Source organism: Pseudomonas sp. C2.3V, from assembly GCF_058536325.1.
On sequence record NZ_JBZUBN010000001.1, the window covers coordinates 512,501 to 529,698 of the forward strand.

Sequence of the window (17,198 nt, forward strand, 5' to 3'; positions counted from 1 at the left end):
TGGAAGGGCCATCGCTCAACGGATAAAAGGTACTCCGGGGATAACAGGCTGATACCGCCCAAGAGTTCATATCGACGGCGGTGTTTGGCACCTCGATGTCGGCTCATCACATCCTGGGGCTGAAGCCGGTCCCAAGGGTATGGCTGTTCGCCATTTAAAGTGGTACGCGAGCTGGGTTTAGAACGTCGTGAGACAGTTCGGTCCCTATCTGCCGTGGACGTTTGAGATTTGAGAGGGGCTGCTCCTAGTACGAGAGGACCGGAGTGGACGAACCTCTGGTGTTCCGGTTGTCACGCCAGTGGCATTGCCGGGTAGCTATGTTCGGAAAAGATAACCGCTGAAAGCATCTAAGCGGGAAACTTGCCTCAAGATGAGATCTCACTGGAGCCTTGAGCTTCCTGAAGGGCCGTTGAAGACTACAACGTTGATAGGTCGGGTGTGTAAGCGCTGTGAGGCGTTGAGCTAACCGATACTAATTGCCCGTGAGGCTTGACCATATAACACCCAAACAATCTGTTGTTTGGTAAAGACCAGCCGAAAGCTTGGTTGAACCGCAAAATACCGATCACATACCCATTCGGGGAAACGACTAGACACCGGTTCCCCACCCGAATTGCTTGACGACCATAGAGCGTTGGAACCACCTGATCCCTTTCCGAACTCAGAAGTGAAACGATGCATCGCCGATGGTAGTGTGGGGTTTCCCCATGTGAGAGTAGGTCATCGTCAAGCACCTATACCCAAAACCCCCAGGCCTAACGGCCCGGGGGTTTTGCTTTTGTGGCAGGAAATAAAGGCGATGGGCTTTTCTTTCCTGCGTGGCCTACAAGAGCTGTTTATTTGCTGCCGCCTGTTTCTCCGCCTGGTTTGCGGATCAGGGATAATGCCTGGTTGGCCGAGGCGATGCACTTCTTGGTATCACCTGCTTGTTGATGCTTTACCGCCTCTTCACGAAGTTCTTTGATACGTTGCACCTGGACATTGGAGTCTGTTGCGGTAGCGGTTGCCATTGATGGTGTGGTTTTCATGGCGTCATCAATTTTTTGCAGCTGAATAGCGCAAAGATCTTCAGCAAAAACAGGTGAAGCCATTAGGGCAGCTACGGCAGCTACTAAAGCGGTGCGTTTCATAGACATCTCCTTGAACATGAATGACGTAAGCGAATTTCCAGGCTAAGTCAGAAGGACCTTGCTGGCTCCATTAAAGGACTAACCAGCCTTATACGAGTGGACTGCTATCGGCCGCTTACGTTTCATTTATCTTTTAAAGAAATACTTCAAATACCCTTACAGAAGCGCGCTCCAAACCGCTATGTAAGTTTAAGCCTCTTCAATTATGAGGACGACCAAATCCTTGGGACCATGTGCGCCGTACGCTAGTACTTGTTCTATGTCAGCGGTTTTGGATGGCCCGGAAATGAGCAATGCATTGGTAGGCATACTTTCCCGCCACTGGTATTTGTCGTGAAACGTGTAAAGGTTGTCTTCGATCTTGCTGGCCTGCAGTAGAGCAATGTGAACGGGTGGAACCAGACTCATTAGTCGAGGTTCTTCACGGGTTGGCCAGAGCACTAGGCTACCTGTTGCTGCTATGGCACCGAGCGTCCCCGTTAAGCTAGCTGGGGTCTCGTTGAAGAGTTCCGCTTTCCATCCCTCAATTGGGCGGTCATAGGCCTTGAGAAAAGGAAGTCCCGCTTTATCTTTCCAATAGGCCGTAAGCTGGTCGCCATGGGGTGTCTGAGGGGCTATAAGCAGGCTAGGAATTTGTTTGTCGTGAAGAAGTCGTTCGACCAGTGCGGGCCAACGTTCTTTTGTGGTGAGGTGTATCTCTGTATGAACCGCCTCCATAAGTGCTCTTAGTCGACTGATGCGCTCCTCAGGCGCATAGCTCCAGGGTTGGGTTACTAGTGATACGTCATAGTCATCTTTCACAGGCGTTGTGCCAGCCAAACTTTTCCGAAGTTTGCCTAAAATATTGTTGCGGGCATTCATGCTTTGTCCTCCCCTAGGTAATCACGAGCCAACTCGTGAAGTGATCTCGAGGCAGGCTTGGGCGCAACATGGTGCTCACTCCATGGCCCAACATTTCCGGGAGTAAGATTTCGAAAGCGTGTTGCGAGGTAGGCAAAAGATTTATAGAGCGTTGGGGATGTGTAGAGTGTCTTCCAGCCTTTCCAGGTCAGTCTTTCACGCGGAGAGAACTTGCTGCCTTGGCCGCGCATGAGATAAGGGGTGGCTTCTGGCGGTTTAACATTTTCTTCTCGTAGCCGGCGTAATAGCGCAGGAATGGGGATTTTTACAGGGCAAACTTCTCCGCAGGCGCCACACAGCGATGAAGCACTGGGATGGTCCGGTGTGTTTTCCAGCCCCAGTAAGTGTGGCGATATGATCTTTCCGATAGGGCCAGGATATACCGTGCCGTAGGCGTGTCCGCCGATACGGGTATAAACCGGGCAGTGATTCATACAGGCGCCACAGCGAATGCAGTTAAGTGTCTGTCGCAACTCTCCATCGGCAAAAGCCTGGCTACGCCCATTGTCTAGAAGAACAAGATGTACCTCCTTCGGGCCATCTCGCTCATCGGATTTGCGTGGGCTTGAGATCATATTCACGTAGGTAGTTATCGGCTGGCCTAATGCTGAGCGTGTCAAAAGCGATAGCAACGGCACGACGTCACGCAGGTTTTCCACAACTTTTTCTATTCCGGTGACAGCGATATGTACGTTAGGAACGCTTGTGGACATACGGCCGTTCCCTTCGTTTTCAACAAGCAGCAGAGTGCCTGTTTCAGCTACTGCGAAGTTAACGCCTGATATGCCGATATCTGCTTCGAAAAATTTTTGTCGTAATACGCGCCGGCCCGTTTGAATCAGTTCATCGACATCTGTGGTGTATTCGGTGCCAAGGGTGTTACTGAATAGTGAGGCCACCTGGGCAGCATTCATGTGAATCGCAGGCATGATGATATGCGAAGGTTTCTGCCCGGCCAGCTGAATGATGTACTCACCCATATCTGACTCAAGGCATTCTATGCCTTGCTTTTCCAGCACATGGTTCATATTCATCTCTTCACTGACCATGGACTTTCCCTTGATCAGGCGTGTGGCCTTGTGTGCCTTGGCGATTGACTGAACGATAGCGTTGGCTTCGTCTGTCGTTTCTGCCCAATGAACCTGAATACCGTTGCGTGTCAGGTTGGCTTCCAACTTTTCAAGGAGGTCAGGCAGCTTAGAAAGCGCCCGTGCACGAATGCGATTGCCCATTTCTCGTAGCCGCTCACGCTCATCAGGATCACTCATAATGGCCAGGCGTTTGGTCATCAGTGAATCCATGGCAACACGGAAATTACGGCGCAGCTGCTCATCGTTCAGCGCTTGGCGCGCTCGCGTCTTGAAGGGTGGTGTGGGAATCTCCAGAGCGGGAATTCGGGTCATCTGGTTCATACGCTATCTCCGGTTCGCTGCCAGATGAAACTGGCAAGATGCTGCCCACGCAATGTAGCGTTCTGCTTTTCCAGGGCACCATTGATGTTCATCAGGCAGCCGCAGTCAGCGGTCACGATTTGAGCAGCACCCGATTCCTGAAGAGCACGTGTCTTGTCTGCCACCATGGCACCAGAGATATCTGGCATACGGACCGAGAAAGTGCCGCCAAAGCCGCAGCATTCGCTTTCATGGTCATGATCCACCCGTTGGACCGCCTCTAGCTGAGCGAGTAAGGCTCTGCCATGGAGGTGTGTATTCATCTCGCGGCGTGCGCTGCAGGAGGTATGAAGTGCAACCTTGGTAGGCGCCCCGCGATCCTTGAGGTCAACTTTACAAACGTTGAGCAGGAATTCGGCCAATTCATAGGTTCGGTCGGCCAGTGCTTCGATTTGACGAAGCGTAGCAGGCTCATGTTTGAACAATTCCGAATAGTGATGACGAATCATGCCTGCGCATGATCCCGAAACAACAACCAGCGGCCAGTCCTGACGGAACAGGCCCAGCTGTGCTCGTGCGACTTCGCGTGCTTCATCGGTATAACCGGAAGTATAGGCAGGCTGCCCGCAGCAACTTTGACCTTGGGGAAAATGGACCGTAATACCTTCACGCTCCAGCAGACGGATACTGTCCATGCCTGCTTCTGGATAAAACAAATCGACAACACAGGTACCAAATAAATAAACGTGTTGCGGCTTCTGCGCGGGGTATTCCCGCTGCTTTGGAATGGGTGGCGCGATGCGGGTGGCATTGGGCGCTGCGTTATAAAAAAGCTCACTCATTCAGGCGTCTCCGGGTTTGCCCGGTTATCCATCCTGTGGGATGGGGTTATGGCAGTGCCGGGACGAGCCCGGCACCGGTGTCTTGGCGGCAACTTCTTAATTCGCCTTTATCTGTTAGTGAAGGATCATGCCGGTGAGTACATAGGCTTGGACCAGCGTGATAAGGCCTACAATAGTGGCGAAGATCAGGCTGTGTTTCAGGGTGAAACGGAACAGGTCAGATTCTTTCCCAACCATGCCGGTAGCAGCACAGGCAACGGCAATCGACTGTGGTGAAATCATTTTGCCTGTTACGCCGCCGCTGCTGTTAGCCGCAACCAGCAGGGTGTCCGATACTCCAATTTGATGGGCAGTGGTGGCCTGTAGAGAGCCGAAGAGAGCGTTTGAAGAGGTATCCGATCCTGTTAGAAAAACCCCGAGCCAACCGAGAAATGGTGAAAAGAATGGGAAGAGCGCTCCTGTTCCCGCCAGTACTAAAGCGAGTGTTGTCGACATGCCGGAATAGTTGGTTACGAACGCAAAGGCCAGCACCATGCCAATCGAAAGGATTGGCCATCGCAACTCCACCAGCGTTTCCTTGAATGTGGACAGTGCTACGCCAGGCTTGATCTTGAGGATTGCCATGGAGATAAGAGCCGAAATCAGGATCGCTGTACCTGTGGCAGAAACAGGATCGAATTTGAAGACCGCAGCTATTGGAGTAGGGTCTGTCGCAATCGGTGCAGTCTTGAGAACAAGCTTGTCCAGGAACGGCACCGAAATATTAATGACCAGACTGTAGAGTGAGCCACCTGCGACAAACATTGCTTTGAAGGGTTTGAGTGTCCAGACGGTAACCAGCGCGGTCAGGATCAGGAAGGGCGACCAGGCTTTGATGATCTGTCCCAGTGTATAGGGCGAAGGTGTGCGGTTGCCTGGTGCTCGGCCAAAGCCGGGGCCGCCGCCCAGGGTTGCTGCCCCGCCTGCACTGACCCCGACCACCTCTTGGGCGACGGCGTGACGGCTTTGACGCAGCTTCAGGTAGGCGGTCAGCGAAGCCATGCTGAACAGGGCCGAGGTGATGTCGGGTAGCTCAGGGCCGATGTAGTTCGAGGTAAAGTACTGGGAAACGGCAAAGCTGCTACCGCATACGAGGGCTGCCTGCCAGGTTTCACGCAGACCACGCATGCCATCCATCATGGCCATGAGCCAGAAGGGGACCAGCAGAGACAGCAGTGGAAGCTGGCGACCGGTCATGGCGCCCAGTTTGAAAGCATCAATGCCGGTTACCTGGCCCGCTACGATTGTTGGAATACCTAGAGCGCCGAATGCAACCGGGGCGGTATTGGCAATCAGGCATAGACCTGCCGCCTTGAGCGGATTATGTCCCAGACCCACCAACAGGGCTGCGGTAATGGCGACGGGTGCGCCAAAGCCTGCGGCGCCTTCAAGAAAGGCTCCAAAGCAGAACCCGATAAGCAGCACCTGCAGACGTTGGTCATCCGTAATGGAAAGGACTGAGCTGCGGATGACATCGAACTGACCGCTTTTGACGGTCAGTTTGTAGAGAAAAACCGCTGCGACGATGATCCAGGCGATTGGCCATAGGCCATAAAGGAATCCATACCCGGCCGCTGCCAGCGCTTTTTCTACCGGCATCCGGTAGACCAGAATGGCAATACCAAGGGATAGCGCCAGGGTAATGGTTCCGGCGAGATGGCCCTTCATGCGAAAGACAGCCAATGCAAGAAAGAAAAACACGATAGGGACAAGTGCTGCCGTCGCGGACAAGCCCAGACTGCCAAGCGGTGTATACAGCTGTTGCCAGGTTTCCATGTAGAGCTCCCTTGATTGTTGTTGTGTAGGGGGCGGTGCTTCCGATAGGCGTATCGGTTTCTTAATGCCTAAATTGGTCATACCAATTTACAATGGCTGACGGTTGAGGTTAAAAGTTGCCTAGCAAGTCTGTCAAACCTTGCTTTTTAAGACTTTAGTCTGGATGCGCGAAGGCCGTTTGGCTCAAAATCAACGCCGCCGCTCTGGCAGGCACATCAGAGGATGGAGATGGGGTTCGATCAGGTACGCCAACGTCGTTTGTCGGATGACATCGTTGAACATATTGAAGCGCTGCTTGTTGAGGGTTCACTGAAGGCCGGTGAGCGGTTGCCGGCCGAGCGGGTGCTGGCGGAGCGCTTTGGTGTGTCACGGCCCTCGCTACGCGAGGCGATTCAGAAGCTGGTTGCTCGGGGAGTATTGATCAGTCGCCAGGGCGGCGGAACTTACGTTGCTGCCTCGTTCGGCTCCACGTTTAGCGATCCCTTGCTTCAGTTACTCGAAAGTCGTGAAGAAACACGGCAGGACCTGCTCGAGTTTCGCCACATGCTTGAGGGTTCTTGCGCTTATTACGCCGCCTTGCGTGCGACCGAACTCGATCATCAGCGTTTGACGCAGGCCTTCAAGGCTTTGCAGGACTGCTATGCGCAACCTGAAACGATCTCCCGCTCGGAAGAGGGATCAGCAGACGCCAGCTTTCACCTGGCTATTGCCGAAGCCAGCCACAACGCTATCCTGCTGCATACCATTCGCGGTCTGTTCGATTTGCTCAAGCGCAATGTAGTGACCAATATCGGCGGTATGTACGCACAGCGTAGCGAGACACGGGATATGTTGATGCAGCAGCACCGGGAGCTGTATCAGGCCATCATCGAGCGGCGTGCTGACGATGCACGGGAAATTGCCAGCCGACACATTCATTATGTGCAGGAAGTGCTGGAAGAAGCACAGGAAGAAGCGCAGCGTATTGCACGCTCACAGCGCCGACAGAAGACGGAAGACTTTTCGAAGGTATAAAAAGGCGCTTGGAGCGCCTTTTATTATTTCTGATCCTTGTGCATAGCACGTTGGATCTCTCGATTCGAGTCGCGCTCTTTCTCTGTCGCACGCTTGTCGAATTCTTTTTTACCTTTCGCCAGGGCAATTTCGCATTTGATCAGGTGCTTTTTCCAGTAAATGGACAACGCAACGCAGGCGAAGCCTTTCTGTTGCACTGCACCAAACAGCTTGCCTAGCTCTCGTTTGTGTAGAAGCAGCTTGCGAGTGCGCTGAGGATCGGCAATGACGTGGGTGCTGGCTGTCTGCAGGGGGGTGATGTGGCTACCAAGCAGCCAGGCTTCGCCATCCTTAAGCAGAACATAGCTGTCTGTCAGTTGTGCCTTGCCTGCGCGCAGGCTTTTGACTTCCCAGCCGGACAGGGCAATACCTGCCTCGAAGCGGGTTTCGATGAAGTAGTCGTGCAGCGCTTTCTTGTTCTGCACGATGGTTCCGGAAGAGATTTTCTTTTGTTTGGCCATAGACGCGCATTATAGGGGAGTCAGTGGGGCAACCGCCATGTGCTTGAGAGGGAGCGGTGAAAGTCGGACAATAGCCAACTTTTTTGAGTACCGATAACTTCAATGGCAAATGATCAGGTTTCCGTGCATGGCGGGTGGGCTAGCCGCTGGGTGTTTATATTAGCCGCGACCGGCTCCGCTGTAGGCCTGGGGAGCATCTGGAAGTTCCCTTATATGACAGGGATTTATGGTGGCGGTGCATTTGTCATTATGTTCCTTGTCTGCATCGCCTTGATTGGCTTGCCTGTCATGTTGGCGGAAACGCTGATTGGACGGCGTGCCCGGCAAAGTCCGGCCAATGCCATGCGTGATCTGGCAGTAGCCGCTGCCCGATCACCAAGATGGTCCTGGGCAGCGCTGGCCGGCATGGTTAATGCCTTGCTCATCCTATCGTTCTACAGCGTCGTTGGCGGTTGGTCGCTTGACTATATTCTTGGTGTCGGCCGTGGCGATTTTCAAGGTGTCGATGGACCTAAAGCCGGTGCACTGTTTGGTGCGTTGACCTCCGATCCCTGGCGAATGACCTTGTGGCACACCCTGTTCATGGTGTTGTCCGCCTGGGTTATTGCCAAGGGGGTGGTGAATGGCCTGGAAAAAGCCTTGCGTATCCTGATGCCGCTGTTGTTTGTGCTGTTGCTGCTTCTGCTGGGCTATAGCATGACAACGGGACATTTCATGGAAGGGCTGCACTTCATGTTCCATTTTGATACCTCGCGGCTCATGGAGGGCCTGCTTCCTGCGATGGGGCATGCGTTCTTTTCGCTGAGCGTAGGCGTAGGTTCGTTGATGATCTACGGTGCGTACATGCCGAAGTCCTCTTCTTTGGGCAAGACCGTCGTAGCGGTTGCCTTGCTGGATACATTCGTCTCGCTCCTGGCAGGTGTGGCGCTTTTTCCAATCGTCTTTGCGGCAGGCCTGAATCCTGGTGAAGGACCGGGATTGATGTTCGTGACGCTGCCGTTGGCGTTCGGCAGTGTGACCATGGGGCAGATCGTGGGGCTGGTGTTCTTTGTGCTGGTGGCGATTGCCGCCTGGACCTCGGCAATCTCTCTGCTTGAGCCGATGGTGGCCTACCTGATCGAGCGCACCCGACTGAGCCGCGTCTGGGTGACTGTCATTCTGGCTTTCATCTGCTGGCTGGTCGGGCTAGGCACAGTGTTATCGTTCAACCTGTGGGAGCAGGCCAAGTTCTTCGTAAGCGAGGCGGGGCACTTCCACTTGTATCAATGGGGCGCTGAAGGCGGGTTGAATTTCTTTGGCGTCATCGACTTTCTGACGTCGCGAATCATGTTGCCGCTCGGCGGTCTGTTCTTTGTAGTGTTCGCAGCGTGGGTAATGGGGCGTGAGCAGGTGAGGGATGAGTTGTCGGTGCGCAGCCCGACCTTATTCGCTCTGGCGCTTTTCCTGATGCGCTACGTTGCCCCTCTAGGCATTCTCATTGTGTTTGCCGCACAGTTTTGGAATTGAGGTACCAATGACTACGCATATACAACGCTCGGCTTTATTGCCTTACCCCGCCTCGGCGCTCTATGCGCTGGTAAATGACGTGGAGCGTTACCCGGAGTTTCTGCCCTGGTGTTCGTCTGCCCAGATACTGGAGCAGGGCGAAAACGAAATGCGTGCAGGATTGACGGTCGCCAAAGGTGGGCTTAGCCAGCAGTTCACGACACGCAATACGCTGACGCCGGATCAATGCATCGTCATGGATCTGGAAAAGGGGCCTTTTAGTCAGCTGCATGGCGTCTGGCAGTTCAAGGCACTGGGTGAGAAAGCCTGCAAGATCTCGCTGGACCTGTCGTTCGAGTATCAGGGCGCTTTGATTCGGGCCACCTTGGGCCCGCTATTCAATCAGGCTGCAAACACCATGGTTGATGCGTTCTGCCAACGGGCCAAGCAGCTGTATGGCTGAGCGGATAAATGTCGAGGTCGCGCTGGCCTTGCCAGACGAGCAGGCCCTGATCGCGCTGGAAGTTCCGGTAGGTACCACCGTACGTGAAGCCTTGGAGCTGTCCGGAATGGCTGAGCGCTTTCCAAAGGTGCCGATCGATACCTTGGCTGTCGGGCTCTTTGGAAAGGTCATTCCTGATGCAGATACGCGCGTACTGGAGGCAGGTGATCGGATTGAGCTTTATCGACCGCTGATTGCAGACCCCAAGGAAGCCCGCAAGCGGCGCGCCGAGTTGGCAAAGGCCAGGAAGGAAGGCGGGGCGGATTAGCCGACAATAAAAAGGCCTTCATATGAAGGCCTTTTTGCCGGGTACTGATTAGAACTTGTAGCCCAGACCTACCATGTAGACCCAGGGATCGATATCGACATCAACCTTTACGCGACCCAGCGCCGAGTCGGCAGTCGCCTTGGTGTCGATATCGGCGTACCAGACGGCGGCGTTGAACAGCAGATGATCCGTTAGCTGATAATCCACGCCTGCCTGAAACGCATAACCCCAGGAATTGTCCAGGCTCAGATTGCTGAAGCCGCCACCGGCTGCCGATTTGCGGCTGCTGGTCAGATCCTCGTCAAAGAAGAGGGTGTAGTTGATACCGGCGCCTACGTACGGCTGAATACGGGACTGAGGGTTCAGCGGATAGTATTGAAGCGAAAGGGTAGGTGGTAGCTGCTTGACATCTGCCAGCTTGCCATCGAGCGCGCCCAGGCCTTTTACACCGATCCGATGATTGAACGGCGTTGCGGCCAGCAGCTCGATGCCGACGTGGTCTGTGATCATATAGGCCGCTGCCAGGCCAAGCTGAGTATCGGAGTCAACGGTGGCCTTGGTCCCTGCAACCTTGCCGCCCGCTGCTGCGGCCGAGATATTGCCGCTGTCTTCATGTGGATCCACGGTCGCTGCGCCAGCACGGATGATGATGTCACCGGCCTGGTGGGCAAGGGCGAGCGGAGAAACAGCGGTGAGGGCCAGCAGGGCGGCGGTTAGGGGCAGCTTGCGCATGATGCACTCCAAAGCATGTTGTTTAGTTGGCTAACGACATGTTAAGGATGAGAGAGGCATCATATGTTGACTTGGCTCAACGAAACGCTGATTACAGCGAATAATGAGTTACCTGAGTGGCTTGCATCTGATAACCGACTTCCGCCATGTCCGTACTGGCTGAATCAACATGCAACGTACCTTCTACCCAGTACGGAAGATGTAGCTGGGCCAGTTCAACGCCCTTGGCGCCTTTGACATAGACGATCTGGTTGGACGGAGGCGGAGGTACATGAATGCAGGCACCGTAATAAGGTACAAGCAGGAACTCGGTGACTTCCCCTTCCTCAGTCACCATGATTGGCACGATGTAGCCCGGGAGCTTGACCTCCTGACCTTCCAGCGCTTTTACCACGGGAGCATTGGGTGATTGCTGCAAGGCGGCAGGCCCACTTTCATCCAGTGAGCCCTGATGCAAGGGTACAGGTGGCGGAGGCGGCGGTGCGCCCTCCGGGATCAGCTCCCCCCAGGAAAGCGCGCGAGGCGCTGCCCAGATGGAGGAGGTGAACAGCAGGGCAAGCACCAACAGCACGCGATACATGGACGCTCCGGTCTTTGAGGCTATAAGCGAACGGACAGGCCGTCGGCCAGGGATTGACGGTAAGCGCGCCAGGCAGGAACACAGCCCATCAACAGCGCAGCGATCAGGATACCGCCCAGTAACGTCCACTCGTAACGTGAAGGCCATTCCAGAGGCAGATACAGGCCATAATAAGCCTGTACGGGTGCCTGCGCGATAGCAATCGCCACATAGAGAAGGGCAAGCCCGGCCACGACACCTGCCAGTGCCAGCGCGAAGGCTTCGGCTACCAGCAGGCTGAAGATATGCCACGGGCGGGCGCCCACCGAACGCAGGATAGCCATCTCTCGCCGCCGCTCATTAAGGCTGGTCAGAATAGCCGTCAGCATGCCGATCAGGCCGGTTAGAACCACAAACAGGGAGACGATGAACAGTGCCTGCTCGGCGGTGCCCATCAGGCTCCAGAGTTCCTGGAGCGCAACACCCGGCAAGATGGCCATCAGCGGCTCTCCGCGGTATTCATTGATGGCGCGCTGGAGACCAAAAGTGGCGACTTTACTATTGAGGCCGAGCAGCACGGCGGTGATGGCCTTGGGTGTCAGGTCCATCTGGCGGGCCTGGTCTGCACTGATCTTGCCTGCGCCACGCGCCGGTGCACCGTTCTGCCAGTCCACATGAAGAGCTTCCATGCCCTCAAGGGAGATATGCAGTGTTCTATCCACGGGCGTGCCCGTCCGCGCGAGGATACCCACTACCGTGAACGGTTTGTCCCCATGCTCGACCAGGCTGATTGTGCTGACTCCATGGGCCAGAACAATATGGTCGCCCAGTTTGTAATGCAGGGCTTGAGCGACTTCGGCACCAAGCACTACATCATAGATATCCTGAAATGGCTTGCCTTCGCTGAGCGTGAGCGCCTGGTTGCGACCATAGTGGTAATGCTCGAAATAGGCCTGGCTGGTACCCAGCACCCGATAGCCGCGGTGGGAGTCGCCCAGTGAAAGCGGAATGGCCCATTTGACCTTGGGATTTTCGGCCAGCTGGGTATAGCTGTCCCAGCGAATGTTGTTGGTAGCGTTGCCAATGCGAAACACCGAATACAGGAGCAGGTTGACCGCTCCGGAGCGTGCGCCAACCACCAGGTCAGTTCCGGAAATGGTACTGGCAAAGCTAGCCTTGGCCTCGGTGCGGACGCGTTCGACTGCCAGCAAAAGGCAGGCTGATAGCGCGATGGCGAATACGGTCAGGAGGGCAGTAAAGCGACGATTGGAAAGGCTGGCGAGTGCCAGGCGAAACAAGTACATCTCACACCTCTGCCGGTCGCGCCGCGCGGTTGAGTTCAAGCAGGGACAGGCTGCGGTCAAAAAGCGGGGCCAACCCCTGGTCGTGACTGACAAAGAGCAGGCTTGAGCCGGCGGCGCGGCATTCGGCGAATAACAGGTTCAAAAAGGCCTCTCGAGTATCGGCATCAAGCGCTGAAGTGGGTTCGTCTGCAATAACCAGTTCGGGTTGACCGATCAGTGCGCGCGCTGCCGCTACACGTTGCTGTTGCCCAATCGAAAGAGCTCCTGCGCGACGCTCTCCCAGGGTACGCTCACCCAGCCCCAGAGCGGAAAGCAGGGCACGCGCCGCTTCTGCCTGGCTGCCATGGCGCTCTTTGGCGCGCTGCGAGCGCAGGGCCGAAAAATGACAGGGGAGTTCGACATTCTCCTGAACAGATAGAAAGGGCAGCAGGTTGAACTGCTGAAAGATATAGCCGGTATGGTCGACGCGGAAGTGATCACGACGCGCCGAAGACAGGCTGGAGAGGTCTTCTCCTAATAACCTGACGTGTCCACGGTTTGGCTTGTTTACACCGCCGAGCAGGCCCAGCAGGGTAGTCTTGCCACTACCTGAGGGGCCTTTTAGAAAGGCGGCTTCGCCGCGCTGCAACTGAAAATGAGGGATATCCAGCAGCTCGGGCTGACCGGGCCAGGCGAAGCCCAGGTCGTTGAGTTCGATTAATGCGCTCATGGTGGCCTTGGCATAAAAAGAACGGGCAGCAAAGAGGGAAGCTACCCGTTTTAAGGGGAACGTTTATAGCGCGAGGCGAGTTTGGGCAGGCGTCAGTTCCTCACCTTTCTGGCCTTGAGCAGTAATGGCTTGAACATTGACCTTGTGTGTGGCCGGGAATTGCTTGAACAGGCCCGCCAGGTCCAGCGCAGTCAATGCTTTGGGATTGTCACAGGCGAGGGTGTAGTCCGCGTCGATGTCGCTATGAGCGTGCTCGTGCTCGTGCTCGCTCTTGGCATGGCTATCATGATCATCATGGTCATGGCGCTCTTCAGAGCCAAACAGGGGACTGTCCAGATCAGTCTTGCTTACTTTGCACCCTGCAGCGGCTGGGATGCCAAACAAGGTAATCGGGTTAGCCAACTGCTGCTTGGCCACTTCGACGGCCTTCTTGTCCTGAGCGGACTGGGCCTTATGTTCGAAGCCCACCAGATTCATGGCAGGGCTGTGTAGTTCCAGTTCCAGCGAGTTGTCATCCAGCGCGACGTTGAGTTGTGCGACGCCATGCTCATGGGCGCCCAGGCTTCCATGTGAGTGATCATGTTCATCGTGGGCAAAGGCAGCAGTAAGAGGCAATACGGCAAACGGCAGGGCAAGCAGCAACGAACGCATGGTCAGCTCCATTGATGGATTTGACTGTATGTTATGTCGTAACAAAAGATGACCGCAATAGAAATGCTCTCACCCACTGGCACGTGGCATCATAAGACATGGTTCAAAAAAGGCGATAACGATGATCCGTATCCAAGGGAAAATAGGCACGTGGCCAGTGGATCTGACGGTCGAATTGGAAGCAGAAGACTGGACTCGTCTTGCCGAGGGGCTTAACCATGCTCAGCCTGTGCCGTCCAATACACCTGTTCCGGTGCCAAAGACCCATAGCGATCCCCTGTGGGAGTCGGTGCTTGCGTTGGTTGAGCAGGAGCGGCGTATCGAGGGGCCTCATCTGCTGAGTGCGCTGGAAAAGCTGGCGGGTAACGTGGGGTCAGCCAAGCAGCTGATTGTACGGCTGCGGCATAACCCGAATATCCGGATTGAGAAAACAGACGAGGCACAAGTGTTTGTGTGGGCGGGCACCGGCCAGGAGCCAGCGCCCGACGGGCATCAGTAAAGCGCCTGATAGAGACGACGGCGGTAGGTTGCAACCAGTGGGTGTTCGTTGCCGAGTAGATCGAACACCTGCACCATGGTCTTGCGAGGAAGGTCCTCACCATAGGTGCGGTTGCGCATGAATAGCTTGAGCAGGGCATCCAGGGCCGCTTCATATTGCTGGCGCGCCAATTGCTGGACGGCAAGCTGATAGGTGGCTTCGTCATCGGATGGATCCTGAGCCAGGCGCGCCTTCAGATCGGCTGCATCAGGCAGGCTGGCAGCTTGGCGCAGGAACGTCAGCTGTGCCTTTGCACCTGCCAGCGCCTGCTTGTGATCGTCACCAGTGACTGCACCCAGTACCGTTTCAGCCTCATCCAGTTCGCCGCGCTCGGCAAGGCAGCGCGCATAGAGAATCAGCGCGGGCGCATTGGTATTGTCTTCACCTAAGAGCTGCTTGAGTACGGCCTCCGCTTCGCCAGCACGACCTTCATCAAACAGCAACTGTGCGGCGTCCAGCGGGTTCTCGGCCTCGGGTGCAGGCGCCTGTACATGCGGCTCCAGCATGGCGCGAACCGCAGACTCAGGCTGCGCACCCGCAAAGCCGTCGACCGGTTGGCCGTCCTTGAACAGGACGACCGTCGGCAGGCTGCGAATGCCGAAACGCATTACCAGTTCCTGCTCGATATCACAGTTGACCTTGGCCAGATGCAGTGCACCGCCAAAGGACTCGGTGATGCTGGCCAGCATAGGCATCAGTACCTTGCAGGGCGCACACCACTCGGCCCAGAAATCAACCAGTACGGGCGTGTTGAACGACTGCTCTATGACCTTCTGTTCGAAGTTCTCAAGCGTCGCATCAAAAATGTAGGACGTGTCCTGGCTCATAGACAGACTCGGGTAACGAAAAGATGAACTATATGTGGAGACGCGCCTGCCGAAAACAACCTTCAGCAAGTACGTTGTGCGTGGTAGAGATTAACCCATCTGAATTCAGCCGGCTCGGCAAGGTCCGGCCAGGTGCAGGCCTCCCGGCTTGCTAGCGCTGTATACCTAGGGTGGTCAAAATTCTTGACTCGGGAATCCGCTATCAGAACGCTTTGTCCGCGGCTCAGAAAATCGTCCAGCAAGGGCAGGTTCGCACGGTCGTACAGCACATCGGCCACAATGATCAAATCGAAACGGTCGGCCTCAGCAAAGAAGTCGTCGGAGTATTCCAGCGTCACCTGATTCAGGTCCGCATTCGCTCGGCTGGCGGCCAAGGCCAGCGGATCGCAGTCACAGGCCACTACTTCAGCGGCCCCCGCCTTGGCAGCAGCAATCGCGGCAACCCCTGACCCGCTGCCAAAATCGAGCACGCGCCTGCCTTGTACCCACTCCGGCTGCTCGGCCAGCCAACGGGCCAGTACCAGACCGCTGGCCCAGCAAAAACTCCAGTAGGGTGGGGACGCCAGCAGTCGTTGTGTTTCTTCGGGTGAAAAGGCCCGCTCCATGTTGGCGGGATCGATCAACCAGAGCGCGATGTCGCATCCCGGCAGGGATTGAATACTCAGTTCAGCATCACCCAGCAGATCCCTTAGCGCTGCTCGCAGGGTGGCGGGTGGGGTCATGGAGTCTGATCCAGCACTAATTCGCCCAGAACCTGGGTATTAGGCTGACTGATCTTGACGGGAGACAGGTAGCAGACCAGCTGACCGGATTGACTGACGCGAGCGTGCAGTTCGACCTTGGCGTTCTGGGGAAATACCTCTGGATTAAAGGGCAGGCGGAACGCCAGGGCCTTGCCATTGCCTGTCAATGTCTCGCTGGCGAGCAGCCGCTGGGGACGGTCCTGACTGTCGATCACCAGCATGGCCACTTCAACTTGTGCACCTGGTGCGATGGCGCCGTCTGGTGTCCGTAACGTTCCAGAGACCTCCCGCAGATTTCCGGGACGCGGCGCACCGGCCACCGGCTCGGGTTCTTTGGCAGGTTCTGCCGGTGCAACAGGCTTTTCAGAGCAGGCTGCAAGCAGGCTTATCAACAACACGGGCAACAGCGGGCGCAACGACATGGTAACGGCTCCAGGGCAGATTCGGCGGCGCATTCTTATACAACCCACGACCGGCGGGAAGAGGATTGTGTCACGGAGCCGCCAGACGTGTTCTGTCGATTCTTGAGGCCTTGCAAGGTTCCTTCTCAGGCAGGATGCGCTACCATGGCCCTCCGTTTATTTCGGCTGCTTCTGACATGCACTGTCCTTTTTGCGGTGCCCACGATACCAAGGTCATCGACTCACGCCTGGTTGCAGCAGGCGAGCAGGTGCGCCGTCGTCGTGAGTGCCTGAACTGCCAGGAACGTTTTACAACGTTCGAGACCGCTGAGCTGGTCATGCCGCGCCTGATCAAGCAGGACGGTACTCGCCAGCCTTTCGACGAAGAAAAACTCAGGGCCGGTATGCAGCGTGCGCTGGAAAAGCGCCCGGTCAGTATCGAGCGTCTGGAAGAGGCGATTGCCTATATCAAGCACAAGCTGCGCGCGACGGGCGAACGCGAGATCAAATCCCGTGTCGTGGGTGAATTGGTGATGGAAGAGCTACGCAAGCTTGATGAGGTTGCCTTTATCCGCTTCGCGTCCGTTTATCGTCAGTTTCAGGACCTGTCCGAGTTTCGTGAGGAAATTGATCGGCTGGCCCGTGATCCGAGTAAAGCCTGACCGCTGCAGTGGGTCATTTGTCGCTAGCCCATTGCTGGCAGAGGCTCTACTTCGCTATAGTCGCTCCGGTCTTCAGGGCGGGGCGAGATTCCCCACCGGCGGTAAACCACGTGGTGGCAAGCCCGCGAGCGCTCCGATGCGTCGGAGGTCAGCAGATCTGGTGTGATTCCAGGGCCGACGGTCATAGTCCGGATGAAAGAAGATGCGTCTGTCTGCGCGTGCCGG

The 17,198-nt window shown here is 55.9% G+C and carries 20 protein-coding genes, 2 rRNA genes and 1 riboswitch (1 of these 23 cut by a window edge); of the genes, 8 read left to right on the forward strand and 14 right to left on the reverse strand.

Annotation, left to right across the window (positions count from 1 at the left end):
- Positions 1-497, forward strand: a 23S ribosomal RNA gene (locus AC4LF3_RS02515); it begins 2,394 nt to the left of the window's first position.
- A gap of 119 nt (positions 498-616) precedes the next feature.
- Positions 617-732, forward strand: a 5S ribosomal RNA gene (gene rrf / locus AC4LF3_RS02520).
- A 104-nt stretch (positions 733-836) separates the two neighbouring features.
- On the opposite strand, the gene AC4LF3_RS02525 is transcribed toward rrf, so the two are convergent.
- The 5 genes from AC4LF3_RS02525 to AC4LF3_RS02545 all read right to left on the reverse strand — a co-directional run bounded on the left by AC4LF3_RS02525 (position 837) and on the right by AC4LF3_RS02545 (position 6,078).
- Complete coding sequence (locus AC4LF3_RS02525) at positions 837-1,130, reverse strand: PA2433 domain-containing protein (RefSeq protein WP_491834712.1); 294 nt, start codon at positions 1,128-1,130, stop codon at positions 837-839.
- Positions 1,131-1,319: 189 nt separating this feature from the next.
- Positions 1,320-1,991 (reverse strand): LutC/YkgG family protein, encoded by a 672-nt coding sequence (locus tag AC4LF3_RS02530; RefSeq protein WP_491834713.1) that lies wholly within the window; start codon positions 1,989-1,991, stop codon positions 1,320-1,322.
- The gene (locus tag AC4LF3_RS02535; protein ID WP_491834714.1) at positions 1,988-3,442 is read right to left on the reverse strand and encodes a LutB/LldF family L-lactate oxidation iron-sulfur protein; all 1,455 of its coding nucleotides are present in this window, start codon (positions 3,440-3,442) and stop codon (positions 1,988-1,990) included. Before AC4LF3_RS02535 ends, AC4LF3_RS02530 begins: the two co-directional genes overlap by 4 nt.
- On the reverse strand, positions 3,439-4,263 hold the full coding sequence (locus AC4LF3_RS02540; RefSeq protein WP_150348137.1) for a (Fe-S)-binding protein: 825 nt from the start codon (positions 4,261-4,263) through the stop codon (positions 3,439-3,441). The genes AC4LF3_RS02535 and AC4LF3_RS02540 overlap by 4 nt, the downstream gene beginning before the upstream one ends.
- Before the next feature lie 114 nt (positions 4,264-4,377).
- Positions 4,378-6,078: a lactate permease LctP family transporter gene (locus AC4LF3_RS02545; protein ID WP_010796858.1), complete on the reverse strand. Its 1,701-nt coding sequence runs from the start codon at positions 6,076-6,078 to the stop codon at positions 4,378-4,380.
- Positions 6,079-6,306: 228 nt separating this feature from the next.
- Between AC4LF3_RS02545 and AC4LF3_RS02550 the strand changes: the two genes are divergently transcribed.
- Positions 6,307-7,092 carry an FCD domain-containing protein gene (locus AC4LF3_RS02550; RefSeq protein WP_010796859.1) on the forward strand — a complete coding sequence of 262 codons (786 nt, stop codon included), beginning with the start codon at positions 6,307-6,309 and terminating at the stop codon, positions 7,090-7,092.
- Positions 7,093-7,115: 23 nt separating this feature from the next.
- Here AC4LF3_RS02550 and smpB read toward each other — a convergent pair whose 3' ends face one another.
- The gene (gene smpB, locus AC4LF3_RS02555; protein WP_010796860.1) at positions 7,116-7,592 is read right to left on the reverse strand and encodes an SsrA-binding protein SmpB; all 477 of its coding nucleotides are present in this window, start codon (positions 7,590-7,592) and stop codon (positions 7,116-7,118) included.
- A 102-nt stretch (positions 7,593-7,694) separates the two neighbouring features.
- On the opposite strand from smpB, the gene AC4LF3_RS02560 reads away from it, so the two are divergent.
- The 3 genes from AC4LF3_RS02560 to AC4LF3_RS02570 are packed head-to-tail and all read left to right on the forward strand — an operon-like array spanning position 7,695 to position 9,847.
- Positions 7,695-9,098: a sodium-dependent transporter gene (locus tag AC4LF3_RS02560; protein ID WP_491834715.1), complete on the forward strand. Its 1,404-nt coding sequence runs from the start codon at positions 7,695-7,697 to the stop codon at positions 9,096-9,098.
- Between the two features lie 7 nt (positions 9,099-9,105).
- Complete coding sequence (locus AC4LF3_RS02565) at positions 9,106-9,540, forward strand: type II toxin-antitoxin system RatA family toxin (protein ID WP_010796862.1); 435 nt, start codon at positions 9,106-9,108, stop codon at positions 9,538-9,540.
- Positions 9,533-9,847, forward strand: coding sequence for an RnfH family protein (locus AC4LF3_RS02570; RefSeq protein ID WP_491834716.1), 315 nt, complete (start codon positions 9,533-9,535; stop codon positions 9,845-9,847). The genes AC4LF3_RS02565 and AC4LF3_RS02570 overlap by 8 nt, the downstream gene beginning before the upstream one ends.
- Before the next feature lie 48 nt (positions 9,848-9,895).
- Here AC4LF3_RS02570 and AC4LF3_RS02575 read toward each other — a convergent pair whose 3' ends face one another.
- From AC4LF3_RS02575 to AC4LF3_RS02595, 5 genes are all read right to left on the reverse strand, one after another.
- Positions 9,896-10,579, reverse strand: coding sequence for an OmpW/AlkL family protein (locus AC4LF3_RS02575; protein ID WP_404625219.1), 684 nt, complete (start codon positions 10,577-10,579; stop codon positions 9,896-9,898).
- A 91-nt stretch (positions 10,580-10,670) separates the two neighbouring features.
- Positions 10,671-11,159 carry a DUF3299 domain-containing protein gene (locus AC4LF3_RS02580; protein ID WP_010796865.1) on the reverse strand — a complete coding sequence of 163 codons (489 nt, stop codon included), beginning with the start codon at positions 11,157-11,159 and terminating at the stop codon, positions 10,671-10,673.
- A gap of 20 nt (positions 11,160-11,179) precedes the next feature.
- Complete coding sequence (locus AC4LF3_RS02585; RefSeq protein WP_122043624.1) at positions 11,180-12,442, reverse strand: ABC transporter permease; 1,263 nt, start codon at positions 12,440-12,442, stop codon at positions 11,180-11,182.
- 1 nt (position 12,443) lies between these two features.
- Positions 12,444-13,151, reverse strand: a complete 708-nt coding sequence (locus AC4LF3_RS02590; RefSeq protein WP_122043622.1) for an ABC transporter ATP-binding protein — start codon at positions 13,149-13,151, stop codon at positions 12,444-12,446.
- Between the two features lie 63 nt (positions 13,152-13,214).
- Positions 13,215-13,802: a DUF2796 domain-containing protein gene (locus tag AC4LF3_RS02595; protein WP_434153935.1), complete on the reverse strand. Its 588-nt coding sequence runs from the start codon at positions 13,800-13,802 to the stop codon at positions 13,215-13,217.
- Positions 13,803-13,923: 121 nt separating this feature from the next.
- Here AC4LF3_RS02595 and AC4LF3_RS02600 point away from each other — a divergent pair, with 121 nt between their 5' ends.
- Positions 13,924-14,301 carry a hypothetical protein gene (locus AC4LF3_RS02600; protein ID WP_150348132.1) on the forward strand — a complete coding sequence of 126 codons (378 nt, stop codon included), beginning with the start codon at positions 13,924-13,926 and terminating at the stop codon, positions 14,299-14,301.
- Here the strand turns inward: AC4LF3_RS02600 and trxA are convergent.
- From trxA to AC4LF3_RS02615, 3 genes are all read right to left on the reverse strand, one after another.
- A complete protein-coding gene (gene trxA, locus AC4LF3_RS02605; protein ID WP_491834717.1) occupies positions 14,295-15,167 on the reverse strand; it encodes a thioredoxin in 873 nt (290 codons plus the stop codon). The genes AC4LF3_RS02600 and trxA overlap by 7 nt on opposite strands.
- Before the next feature lie 62 nt (positions 15,168-15,229).
- On the reverse strand, positions 15,230-15,889 hold the full coding sequence (locus AC4LF3_RS02610; protein ID WP_150348131.1) for a class I SAM-dependent methyltransferase: 660 nt from the start codon (positions 15,887-15,889) through the stop codon (positions 15,230-15,232).
- The gene (locus tag AC4LF3_RS02615; protein ID WP_010796872.1) at positions 15,886-16,332 is read right to left on the reverse strand and encodes a YbaY family lipoprotein; all 447 of its coding nucleotides are present in this window, start codon (positions 16,330-16,332) and stop codon (positions 15,886-15,888) included. Before AC4LF3_RS02615 ends, AC4LF3_RS02610 begins: the two co-directional genes overlap by 4 nt.
- Positions 16,333-16,508: 176 nt before the next feature.
- Here AC4LF3_RS02615 and nrdR point away from each other — a divergent pair, with 176 nt between their 5' ends.
- Positions 16,509-16,973: a transcriptional regulator NrdR gene (gene nrdR / locus AC4LF3_RS02620; RefSeq protein WP_010796873.1), complete on the forward strand. Its 465-nt coding sequence runs from the start codon at positions 16,509-16,511 to the stop codon at positions 16,971-16,973.
- A gap of 64 nt (positions 16,974-17,037) precedes the next feature.
- A riboswitch (FMN riboswitch) is annotated at positions 17,038-17,181 on the forward strand.
- Positions 17,182-17,198: the final 17 nt, after the last annotated feature.